This is a genomic window from Neorhizobium huautlense (genome assembly GCF_002968575.1).
Taxonomy (GTDB): Bacteria; Pseudomonadota; Alphaproteobacteria; order Rhizobiales; family Rhizobiaceae; genus Neorhizobium; species Neorhizobium huautlense.
In genome coordinates this window covers 101,324-112,244 of sequence record NZ_PVBM01000019.1, presented here as the reverse complement: position 1 = coordinate 112,244, position 10,921 = coordinate 101,324, and the positions used below count along the sequence as shown (strand labels likewise).

General features: G+C 60.5%; 9 protein-coding genes. 6 read left to right on the top strand and 3 right to left on the bottom strand.

Features of this window, described 5'->3' with window-relative positions; translation table 11 throughout:
- Window positions 1-380 precede the first annotated feature (380 nt).
- Window positions 381-2,483, bottom strand: a complete 2,103-nt coding sequence (locus C5L12_RS19695) for a lytic transglycosylase domain-containing protein (RefSeq protein WP_105373757.1) — start codon at window positions 2,481-2,483, stop codon at window positions 381-383.
- 219 nt (window positions 2,484-2,702) lie between these two features.
- Between C5L12_RS19695 and dapA the strand changes: the two genes are divergently transcribed.
- The 4 genes from dapA to arr all read left to right on the top strand — a co-directional run bounded on the left by dapA (window position 2,703) and on the right by arr (window position 6,094).
- Window positions 2,703-3,587: a 4-hydroxy-tetrahydrodipicolinate synthase gene (gene dapA, locus C5L12_RS19690; RefSeq protein ID WP_105373756.1), complete on the top strand. Its 885-nt coding sequence runs from the start codon at window positions 2,703-2,705 to the stop codon at window positions 3,585-3,587.
- Window positions 3,588-3,708: 121 nt separating this feature from the next.
- Complete coding sequence (smpB, locus tag C5L12_RS19685) at window positions 3,709-4,185, top strand: SsrA-binding protein SmpB (protein ID WP_105373755.1); 477 nt, start codon at window positions 3,709-3,711, stop codon at window positions 4,183-4,185.
- Between the two features lie 421 nt (window positions 4,186-4,606).
- On the top strand, window positions 4,607-5,572 hold the full coding sequence (locus C5L12_RS19680; RefSeq protein ID WP_105373754.1) for a lysylphosphatidylglycerol synthase transmembrane domain-containing protein: 966 nt from the start codon (window positions 4,607-4,609) through the stop codon (window positions 5,570-5,572).
- A 108-nt stretch (window positions 5,573-5,680) separates the two neighbouring features.
- Window positions 5,681-6,094 (top strand): NAD(+)--rifampin ADP-ribosyltransferase, encoded by a 414-nt coding sequence (gene arr, locus C5L12_RS19675; RefSeq protein ID WP_105373753.1) that lies wholly within the window; start codon window positions 5,681-5,683, stop codon window positions 6,092-6,094.
- Window positions 6,095-6,139: 45 nt separating this feature from the next.
- Here the strand turns inward: arr and C5L12_RS19670 are convergent, their stop codons facing one another.
- On the bottom strand, window positions 6,140-7,207 hold the full coding sequence (locus tag C5L12_RS19670) for a bifunctional transcriptional activator/DNA repair enzyme AdaA (RefSeq protein WP_105373752.1): 1,068 nt from the start codon (window positions 7,205-7,207) through the stop codon (window positions 6,140-6,142).
- Window positions 7,208-7,278: 71 nt separating this feature from the next.
- Window positions 7,279-7,854 (bottom strand): LabA-like NYN domain-containing protein, encoded by a 576-nt coding sequence (locus C5L12_RS19665; protein ID WP_105373751.1) that lies wholly within the window; start codon window positions 7,852-7,854, stop codon window positions 7,279-7,281.
- 287 nt (window positions 7,855-8,141) lie between these two features.
- On the opposite strand from C5L12_RS19665, the gene rpoZ reads away from it, so the two are divergent.
- Together rpoZ and C5L12_RS19655 are read left to right on the top strand one after the other, a co-directional pair.
- Window positions 8,142-8,549 (top strand): DNA-directed RNA polymerase subunit omega, encoded by a 408-nt coding sequence (gene rpoZ / locus C5L12_RS19660; protein WP_105373750.1) that lies wholly within the window; start codon window positions 8,142-8,144, stop codon window positions 8,547-8,549.
- 150 nt (window positions 8,550-8,699) lie between these two features.
- Window positions 8,700-10,913, top strand: a complete 2,214-nt coding sequence (locus tag C5L12_RS19655) for a RelA/SpoT family protein (protein WP_105373749.1) — start codon at window positions 8,700-8,702, stop codon at window positions 10,911-10,913.
- Window positions 10,914-10,921: the final 8 nt, after the last annotated feature.

The window sequence follows — 10,921 nt, the reverse complement described above, 5'->3', positions numbered from 1 at the left end:
GACCGAAATGGCCCTCTCTGTCCTCGCCTACAACATCCTCCGCGCGATCAATATCAACACCGCCACCTCATGAAACCAAAAAGAGGCCCCGGTCATCCGGAGCCTCCAATCGTTTCCACACAGCCTGATTGCGCCGGGCTTTCTGTTTTTTGACCGTGATGAGTGAGAGGGGGGTGGAGCTATTCGCTTCCCCTGAGCAAAGGGCCTTCTCAAGCAGCGTAGCGGATTGCCTTCCGCATCGGCATAAAGCACGCGCGTCGTTTGGGCGGTAGGCGACGAACCGGCCCCAAACGGAGCACAGGCACTATTGCGCCGCGGCACCAAGCGGGGTTTGAGTGGCGTTAGCCGTCTGCAGCAGGTTTTTCAACTGGTTTGAAGGCTTACCCTTGTCTGCCAAGCCTCAGGTCTGCCTCGATATCGGCCTTTTGGCCGAGCCGTGTTTTGTAGACCTGGTAGTTCTCCATCACCCGCTGCACATAGTTGCGCGTTTCGGGGAAGGGAATGCGCTCGATCCAGTCCACCACCTCATCGATGGGTTTGCCGCGCGGATCGCCATAGCGGGCGATCCATTCTGGCACCCGCTTCGGGCCGGCGTTATAGGCGATGAAGGTCAGGATATAGGAGCCGCCGAAGGCATCGATCTGCTCGCCGAGATAGTGGGCGCCGAGCGTTGCATTGTAGCCCGGATCGGTGGTGAGCCTTGCAGCTGCGTAGGTCAGCCCGTGGCGTTTGGCGACGCCCTGGGCCGTACCCGGAAGGATCTGCAGCAGGCCGCGGGCATTGGCCGGCGAAACGGCCGCCGGGTTGAAGGCGCTTTCCTGACGCGCAATGGCATAGGCAAGCGCCTTGCCCGAACCTTCGATATTGGCCCCCTGAGGGATAACGCCGATCGGATAGGCGAGTGCCGCCACGTCGATGCCGCGGCTGAAAGCGGTCTTGCCGATCTGCAGGGAGAGGGCGTGGTTGTCCTTGGCTTCCGCCCGCGCCGAAAGCATGGCGAGTTCCCCAGGACTTGTAAGCTCTTCGGCAAGCGCACGATAAAGTGCGGAGGCACGTTTCTCGTGGCCGGCCGCCTCCAGCCGCGCGATAGCCTTCACCGCCTCGCGGCTCTCGAAACTCTCGCGGTTGCTCGCGGTCGGTTGAGGATAGGCGACATTGAGCGTCTTGACGTCGAGCCGGGCCGCTGCAAGCTGGCCGTAGAACGTTCCCGAATAATGGGCAGCCTTTGTGAAGAATTCCTGTGCGTCGCCGGGACCGCCGCGTTCGGCCGTGCGTCCCAGCCAGTACCAGGCGCGCGAGGCGGAGAGCGGCCGGTTCGAGGCGTTCAGGATCTTGCGGAAATGGTTCTCGGCCGCTGCCGGATTGCCAAGCGCTCTCAGCGCATACCAGCCGGCGTGAAACTCCGCATCGACAACATCGGTGGGGGAGGTGGCGACATAGTCAGCGGCGATCTTGTAGGCGAGCTTGAAATTGCCCTGGTCGGCAAGTCCGCGGGCAACGATGCGCCGCTCGTTCCACCATTCCGTGGTATCGACGAGTTTCGTTGCATCGCGCGGTGCTTTGTCAAGAAGCTCGGCCGCCTCGCGGTATTTGTCCTGGCGCCGCAGATATTCGATCCGGGCAAAGAGATATCCGGCATCGTCTTTCCACGATCCATCGACGGCGGCAAGCAGCGCGCCGGCGTTTTTGGCATTGCCGATGACGGCCGACCAGGCGGCGTAGAGAGATTGCGCCTTTGCGAATTCGCTGAAGCGCTTCGCCTGCGCGGTCCGCCCTTTGTACATCAGATGATCCATCCGCGTCTTGTGGTCGGCGGATGAAAGCAGGGTCGGGAATTCGGCAATGATCTTGTCTTCGATCGGCTTGTCGAGCAGCTCCGTGACCCAGATCTGGCGAATGGCGCGTGCCGCCTCGCTGGTCCTGCCGGTGGCCGCGAGCGCGCGGGCCAGGATGATCGCGCCTTCCGCGGTCTCCGGCCGGGTCCGGCCGAATGCGGCGAGCACAGCGCTTGCGGGTGGGTTTTCCCTGTAGAGGGCGCGTTCGGAATGGGCGCGCAGGCCCTTCAGGCCCGGCCAGTTCTTCAGTTCCCGCTGTGCTGCGGCAATCTCGTGCGAGGGAACGCCCGGCGCCCCGGAGGTGGCGATCGCCCAGGTGAGAATATGCCGGTCGAGAGCATCCTCTGAAAGACCGTTCCGGACGGCGAGCGCGGTTGCGATATCATTGTCCGCCAGTGCGTCCAGGCCTTGCTTGAGCACGATGGCCGGCTGCAGGCGCCCCGTGCGGAGATCGCTGCGCGGAATGGCACCGGTGATGTCGGGCGTCGGCATGGCAGCCGGGACTGGGACGGCAGCCGGGTTCTCAGGCTTCACGAACGACAGCGGCGCGACGTTTTCGGGAAGCGATGCGGCAAAACTGGGCATGCCCGCGCCGCCAAGCCCCAGAACGGCGCCCAGGGTGGCAACGGTCAGAACGGACTTGTTCATCCGGTAACTCGCGATAAAGATGTCTAACCCCTATTAGCCGCCGAGCAGATTAACGAAACCCTACCATATCTATGAAAATGCGCGATTTCTTATATGAGATTCCGGGTGAAATCCCGCCTGCTCGCGCTTGTCGCCGCTTTCCCGCCGCTTTATGGTGCGCGACCTCATAGTCACGGATTACGGCAGCAGAATGAAAAGCTGCCGATTGGGAGCTTTTGCATGTTCAAGGGATCAATGCCCGCCCTCGTCACCCCCTTCACCACCGAAGGTGCGGTGGATGAGGCAGCCTTTGCCGCCCATGTGGAATGGCAGATCGGTGAAGGCAGCAGCGGTCTGGTGCCGGTCGGCACCACCGGTGAATCGCCCACTTTGTCGCATGACGAACACAAGCGCGTCGTTGAGCTCTGCGTCGAGGTGGCGAAAAAGCGGGTTCCCGTCATCGCCGGCGCCGGCTCCAACAATACCCGGGAAGCGATAGAGCTTGCAGTGCATGCGGAAAAGGCAGGCGCCGACGCCATCCTGGTCGTGACGCCCTATTACAACAAGCCGACCCAGAAGGGGCTGATTGCGCATTTCTCCGCGATCGCCGAAGCGACGAAGCTGCCAATCATCATCTACAACATCCCGCCGCGCTCGGTGATCGATATGTCGCCGGAAACCATGGGCGCGCTCGCCAAGGCGCACAGGAACATCGTCGGCGTCAAGGATGCGACCGGCAAGATCGAGCGTGTTTCCGAGCAGCGCATCACCTGCGGCAAGGATTTCGTCCAGCTTTCCGGTGAGGACGCGACGGCGCTCGGCTTTAACGCCCATGGCGGCGTCGGCTGCATTTCGGTGACTGCCAATGTGGCGCCGCGCCTCTGTGCGGAATTCCAGGCCGCGACGCTTGCCGGCGATTATGCCAAGGCGCTGGAGTACCAGGATCGGCTGATGCCGCTTCACAAGGCGATCTTCATGGAACCCGGCCTCTGCGGCGCGAAATACGGTCTCAATAAGACCCGCGGTATGAACCGCACGGTCCGCTCGCCGCTCGTTTCGACATTGGAGCCGGCAACGGAGGCGGCGATCGACGCGGCCTTGCGCCATGCGGGCCTGCTGAACTAAGGCAAAGCGGTCTCCGCCGCTTCACATTTTGCCTTCCGCGCATTAAATAGAGGCCGAACCCCGCTCATCGCCCATGGGCGGGGATTTGTTTTCAGATAAAGGGCGGATCGGAAGTTCTCCCATGGCACCCAAAGGCAGCCAGCGAACGGTAAACAAGATTGTCGCGGAAAACCGCAAGGCCCGCTTCAACTATGAAATCATCGATACCTATGAGGCTGGTCTGGTTTTGACGGGGACCGAGGTCAAGTCCCTGCGCGACGGCAAGGCCAACATCGCGGAATCCTATGCTTCCGACGAGGGTGAGGAAATCTGGCTGATCAATTCGCACCTGCCGGAATATCTCCAGGCGAACCGCTTCAATCACGAGCCGCGTCGCCGCCGCAAGCTTCTGCTGTCCAAGCGCGAAATCAACCGCCTGCGCGCAGCGATCAATCGCGAAGGCATGACGCTTGTGCCGCTGAAGATCTATTTCAACGAGAAGGGCAGGGCCAAGCTCGAACTCGCGCTCGCCAAGGGCAAGAAGCTGCACGACAAGCGCGAGACGGAGAAGGAACGCGACTGGAATCGGCAGAAGTCCCGGCTTTTGAAGGCCAATTGATCCGCCACAATGCGTGCTGATCGGTGAACCTTGCCTTTTCCCATCCGTTGGGGGGGACATGCGAGGTGGATCATGCGTTATCGCGACATCATCAAGGATGCCATCGACCGCAGGACAGTCATCGAACTGCGCTACAAGGATGTAATGCGCCGGGTGCGGCCGCATATTCTGGCCTATGTGAGGTCACGACGAGCTGGCACTAAGCTGCTGGCAGATCTCCGGTACCGGTTCGGGCTGGCGGCTTTTTCACGTGAACGACATCGAAGAGCTTGCCGCGACGGAGCAGGTCTTTCGCAGCACCGCCCGCGGATATAACCGCAACGATCCTTTGTTCTCGCAGATCATCGACCGGATCTGAGACGGCGCGATAGGAACAAAATCTGGTCCGGCCCGTTGGATTTCATCTGTGAGCGAGCGGGCGATGACACGAAAAAAAATCCTGACCTATATGACCTTGGTGATCGGCTTCGGCCTGGCTGGATATCTGCTCTATCACACCTTCCGCGAATATTCCTTTTCCGACATCACCGAATCCATAGCGGCGATCCCCATCTTCAACCTGCTGACCGCTCTCGGTTTTGCCTTCGGCTCCTATCTCTGTCTGACCGGCTTCGACTGGATCGGCGTGCGCTATGTGAAGAACGATCTTGCCTATCCCAAGATCGTGCTCGCCTCCTTCATCAGCCTGTCGATCGGCCAGAGCGTCGGCCTTTCCGGCTTGAGCAGCGGCGCCTTGCGTTACCGTTATTACGCCCATTGGGGCATGGATACCGAGGATGTCGCCAAGATCGTGTTGCTCTCCGGCGTTACGGTCGGCATTGGCATGATGGTCCTCTCCGGCATCGTCATGGTCGTGAATCCGAAAGACGCGGCGGCCGTGCTGCGCATTGGTGAAAGTGCCGTGATCGGGATCGGTACCGCCTGCTTTGCCGCGACCGCCGGTTATCTCGCTCTTGCCGCTTTCGTACGCACGCCGTTAAAAATCCGGTCCTGGACATTCCAGATGCCGACCTGGCAGATCGCGGTCGCCCAGGTGGTGATCGGCACCATCAATTTCGCGCTGGTTTCGGCCTGTCTTCGCGAAGTGATGGCCGCCAGCGCGGATGTAAGCTACCTCAAGGCCGCCACTGCCTTCGTGCTCGCCAATCTGGCGATCATCATTACCCATGCCCCGGGCGGGCTTGGTGTGCTGGAGGCGACGGTAAGGCATGTGATGGGCGACCAGGCGTCCATCGGCTCGCTCGTCGCCTTCCGGGTGATCTACTTCTTCATCCCGTTTTTCATCGGGGTGCCATTGTCCTTGATCGTCGAAGCGGTATTCCGCGCCAGGAAGGCGAGGCGGGCTTCGGCGGAAGGGCTTCAGACGAGCAGGCCGGCGTCGGTTTGATCGCTTCGGCGAACTGCAGTATCCGATATCTCTAACATCATAACATCAGGCCAAATCCGAAGCCGCAAGGCAGAAGCGCCTGACAACCAGAAAAAGGAACCTGCATGGATGGCAGCCAGCGCCACGATGTTCGTTCGATCTTTCTTCCACGGAACACGGGCGGATTTGAAGCCTGGCGAGCTGGTCGTTGTCGGACACCAGTCAAACTTCATCGCCGACCCGCTGTCCTGGGTCTATTTCTCCGGAACTTTGGATGCCGCGATCTGGGGAGCTGAACTTGCGGCCGGCGGCGAGCGGCAACGCATCTACGTCGTGGAGCCAACCGGAGCGGTCGAGGATGACCCCAATCTGACGGACAAGAGATTTCCCGGCAATCCGACATTGTCCTATCGATCCCGCGACCCCTTGCGGATTATCGGCGAGGTGACCGGGTGGCAAGGGCACTCGCCTGAACAGATCGAGCAGATGAAGGAGGGGCTCGCCCGCCTGACGGAAGAGGGTGCCAACACGATCATCGACTGATCGTTCTGTTGAAGAGCGGATGCTCTCGACGATATCTTGAGAGTGTCACGCCCGGCTACTCTTGGCCATCATCCGCCGCTCGTGTTCGAGAAGCCAGCGCTTCCGCCACAGTCCACCGCCATAACCTGTGAGGCTGCCGCTGGCGCTCAGAACCCGATGACACGGAATGACGATGGCGAGCTGGTTTGCTCCGTTGGCGCCCGCAACGGCCCGAGTGGAGGAGGGTAGGCCGAGTTCGGCGGCAATCGCACCATAGGTGCGTGACACGCCGACCGGAATGTCGCGGAGTGCTGTCCAGACCTGCCGCTGGAACGGGGAGCCATGGCCGGCAAGCCGTGTCCTGAAACCACGGTCGTCACCTGCGAAATACGCCCCGAGTTCCGCCTCGATCTCATCGATCGGCGGATGCCGCCCCATCACGATGCCGCTGCCAGTGAAGGTTTGAAGCTTCCGGATCTCCGCCGGCAACGCTTTGCGTTCGGAAAATTCGAGAAGGTGGAGGGCATGCTGGTCGGCGATCGCCATCATCGGACCGATCGGCGTCTCGATCCAGTCGGTCCTGAGCAGCGCTTTGTCGCGCAGGTTAGCGGGAGCGGCTCCGAAGAGCTTGGTCACGGCGCTGCGGAAACCGCTGCCGGACTCGTAACCGGCGTCCAGCTGCGCGTCGATGACGCTGGCACCGGATGTCAATGTCTCGGCGGCCTTCCCCATTCGCCTCAGTCGGGCGATCTCCAGAAAACTCATGCCGAACTTTCGCTTGAAGGCGCGCCGTGCGGTGGAAGGGTCGATGCCAAGCGCAGCGACGTCGTCCTCGCCCCAGCGCCGCTCCGGATCGGCATCGAGCGCCTGGATGAGCCGCAGCACCATCGGATCGGCCTCGCCGAGCTTGAGCATCGGGCGGCAGCGGCTGCAGGGGCGGAAACCTGCCTCGAGGCATTGGGCGATCGTATCGTAGAAGGCGGTATTCTCTCGCTTCGGCTTGCGGGCCGGGCAGGTGAGGCGGCAGAAGATGCCGGTTGTCCTCACTGCCGCCCAGGCAAAACCTTCATAGGCTGCGTCGCGTGCAACCAGCGCATCATAGAGAATGTCGTCGTTTGGGCGTTCGAAAAGCATGGCACTTTTCTAACCTGGAACAGAAAAAGGCGCCGCCGAAAAACGTGCGCCTATTCTTTTTTTCGGCTCGCTCAGAGATCGGCGTGTTCAGCCGGCTCCGTCGGGCGGGCCGGGCGTTCGGAGGGGTCGCGGCCGACTTCGGCCTTGAGCGTCATCAGGTCGATGAAATGGTCGGCCTGGCGGCGCAGGTCGTCGGCGATCATCGGCGGCTGCGTCTGCATGGTCGAGACGACCGAGACCTTGCGGCCCCTGCGCTGCAGGGCTTCCACAAGCGTGGTGAAATCGCCGTCGCCGGAAAAGAGCACCAGGTGGTCGACGGTTTCGGACTGTTCCATGGCGTCGATCGCCAGCTCGATGTCCATATTGCCCTTGACCTTCCGGCGCCCCATGGAATCGGTAAATTCCTTGGCAGGCTTGGTGATGACCTTGTAGCCGTTGTAGTCGAGCCAGTCGATCAGCGGTCGGATCGAGGAATATTCCTGGTCTTCGATGAGGGCGGTGTAATAATAGGCCCGGAGGAGATAGCCGCGCTTCTGGAAAGCCTTCAAAAGTTTCCGATAGTCTATATCGAAGCCGAGACTTTTCGAGGCAGCGTAGAGATTGGCGCCGTCGATAAAGAGAGCAATCTTCTCCCTTGGGTCAAACATATTGTCTCCATCCCCTTTTTTTATAAACCTGCTTGGCAGGCAGAGCTTTGGTCAATATTTGTGAACCAAACCTCCCGAATAATCCACTACATTAAGAACTATTCATATAACTGTCATTTATGGCACGATTCGCAATAATCCAAGCAGCTTGCGGTTGAATCAGGCCGTCGCCCCCAGGAGTCATCGGTGAAGGAAACTAGGGCGGGGTCAGGAAAAACTTGAATTTGCCGTGCAATGGCTGTATCGGGCGTATCAATTCCGAAAATCCATGACCCAAAGGACAGGCAATGGCCCGTGTCACAGTAGAAGATTGCATTGACAAAGTCGATAACCGTTTCGAGCTGGTTCTGCTCGCGAGCCACCGCGCCCGCCAGATTTCCCAGGGCGCTGCGATCACGATCGACCGCGACAATGACAAGAATCCGGTTGTCGCCCTTCGGGAAATCGCCGACGAGACGCTTTCCCCCGACGACCTCAAGGAAGACCTCATCCATTCGTTGCAGAAGCACGTCGAAGTGGACGAGCCGGAGCCCGATCCGGCATCGCTGATCGCCGCCGGCGGGGTTGCAGTCGCATCCGACCGCGACGAGGACGAGGACGCTCCGGAAACCGTTACTTTCGACCAGATGTCGGAAGAGGAGCTCCTTGCCGGCATCGAAGGCTTGGTGCCGCCGGAAAAGAGCGACGATTACTAAGCGAAACACTTGCTTAGCAAGTTTTCGTTCATTCTCTCGCCCTAATCTGCCTGAATGTTTTAAGATGGCTGCGCTGACCGGACGGTTGGCGCGCCATTTTCTTTTCGGCAGGGCCGGTCGGCCACTTGAGGATCAGGGACTCTTTTCAGGATGATGCGGCAATACGAGCTCGTGGAGCGGGTTCAGAAGTATAAACCCGACGCCAACGAAGCTCTCCTTAACAAGGCCTATGTTTATGCCATGCAGAAGCATGGCCAGCAGAAACGCGCCAGCGGCGATCCTTATATCTCCCATCCGCTTGAAGTCGCCGCCATCCTGACCGACATGCATCTCGACGAGTCGACCATCGCCGTCGCGCTCCTGCACGATACCATCGAGGATACCACCGCCACCCGCGCCGAGATCGACGAATTGTTCGGCGAGGACATCGGGCGGCTGGTCGAAGGGCTCACCAAGCTGAAGCGGCTCGACCTGGTATCGAAGAAGGCGAAACAGGCGGAAAATCTCCGCAAGCTGCTGCTCGCCATCTCCGACGACGTGCGCGTCCTTCTGGTCAAGCTCGCCGACCGGCTGCACAACATGCGCACGCTGGACCATATGAAGGCGGAGCAGAAGGCGCGCATCTCCGAAGAGACGATGGATATCTATGCGCCGCTTGCCGGCCGCATGGGTATGCAGGACATGCGCGACGAGCTGGAGGATCTGTCCTTCCGATATATGAATCCCGAGGCCTACGAGACGGTCACCAAGCGGCTCTCGGATCTTGAGGCGCGCAATGAAGGCCTGATCAAGAAGATCGAGGATGAGCTGCGCGAGCTGCTGATCGCCAACGGGCTCACCAACACCTATGTCAAAGGGCGGCAGAAGAAGCCCTATTCCGTGTTCCGCAAGATGCAGTCGAAGTCGCTCTCCTTCGAGCAGCTTTCCGACGTCTACGGCTTCCGCATCATCGTCGACAATATCCCGTCCTGTTACCGCGCGCTCGGCATCGTCCACACCCGGTGGCGCGTCGTGCCGGGCCGCTTCAAGGATTACATCTCCAATCCGAAGCAGAACGACTACCGCTCCATCCACACCACGATCGTCGGTCCCTCGCGCCAGCGCATCGAGCTGCAGATCCGCACGCAGCTCATGCAGGAAATTGCCGAATACGGCATTGCCGCCCACGCCCTCTATAAGGATGGAAAGGGCGGAGAGCTTCTCCCGCGAGAATCCAACGCCTATTCCTGGCTGCGTCACACGATCGAATCGCTTGCCGAAGGCGACAGTCCCGAGGAATTCCTGGAGCATACCAAGCTCGAACTTTTCCAGGACCAGGTCTTCTGTTTTACCCCCAAGGGAAAACTGATCGCCCTGCCGCGCGGTGCCACCCCGATCGATTTTGCCTATGCGGTGCATACCAATATCGGCGACACCACGGTGGGCGCAAAGATCAACGGCCGGATCATGCCGCTCGTGACCCGCCTCAACAACGGCGACGAGGTGGAGATCATTCGCTCCGGCGTGCAGGTGCCGCCGGCCGCCTGGGAAGAGATCGTCGTCACCGGCAAGGCGCGCTCAGCCATCCGCCGCGCCACCCGTATGGCCATCCGCAAGCAATATGCTGGTCTGGGACACCGTATCCTGGAGCGCACCTTCGAGCGCACCGGCAAGGTCTTTTCCCGCGAGGCATTGAAGCCGGCGCTCCACCGGCTGGCGCATAAGGATGTGGAGGATGCGATCGCCGCCGTCGGACGTGGAGAACTCTCCTCGCTCGACGTGCTGCGCGCCGTCTTCCCGGACTACAAGGATGAGCGCGTTACCGTGAAGCCCGCCGATGACGGCTGGTTCAACATGCGCAGCGCCTCCGGCATGATTTTTAAACTGCCGAACCAGAGGGCCGTGGCGCCGGAGGAGATCGAGGCCGGACTGGATCCGCTGCCGATCCGCGGTCTGTCCGGCAATATGGAAGTCCGCTTTGCGCCGAGCGGCGCGGTGCCTGGCGACCGCATCGTCGGCATCATGGAAACGGACAAGGCGATCACTATCTACCCGATCCAGGCTTCGGCCCTGCAGCGATTCGATGACCAGCCGGAGAGGTGGATCGATGTCCGCTGGGACCTGGACGAGGCGAACAAATCGCGGTTTTCCGCCAAGATCGAGGTCAACACGCTGAACGAACCCGGTACGCTCGCGACGGTCACACAGACGATCGCCCGTCTCGATGTCAATATCCGTACGCTGGCAATGGGTAGCAACCGCGCCGCCGATTTTTCCGAGATCAGCATGGAGGTCGAGGTCTGGGACCTGCGTCAGCTCAACCAGCTTCTCTTGCAGCTGAAGGAACTCGACTGCGTCGCAAACTTGAAGCGGGTGTATGATTAGAAGCCGCG

Coding starts and splice junctions, on each gene's coding strand:
- C5L12_RS19695 (WP_105373757.1), bottom strand. CDS start 2,483: ATGAACAAGTCCGTTCTGACCGTTGCCACCCTGGGCGCCGTTCTGGGG.
- dapA (WP_105373756.1), top strand. CDS start 2,703: ATGTTCAAGGGATCAATGCCCGCCCTCGTCACCCCCTTCACCACCGAA.
- smpB (WP_105373755.1), top strand. CDS start 3,709: ATGGCACCCAAAGGCAGCCAGCGAACGGTAAACAAGATTGTCGCGGAA.
- C5L12_RS19680 (WP_105373754.1), top strand. CDS start 4,607: ATGACACGAAAAAAAATCCTGACCTATATGACCTTGGTGATCGGCTTC.
- arr (WP_105373753.1), top strand. CDS start 5,681: ATGGCAGCCAGCGCCACGATGTTCGTTCGATCTTTCTTCCACGGAACA.
- C5L12_RS19670 (WP_105373752.1), bottom strand. CDS start 7,207: ATGCTTTTCGAACGCCCAAACGACGACATTCTCTATGATGCGCTGGTT.
- C5L12_RS19665 (WP_105373751.1), bottom strand. CDS start 7,854: ATGTTTGACCCAAGGGAGAAGATTGCTCTCTTTATCGACGGCGCCAAT.
- rpoZ (WP_105373750.1), top strand. CDS start 8,142: ATGGCCCGTGTCACAGTAGAAGATTGCATTGACAAAGTCGATAACCGT.
- C5L12_RS19655 (WP_105373749.1), top strand. CDS start 8,700: ATGATGCGGCAATACGAGCTCGTGGAGCGGGTTCAGAAGTATAAACCC.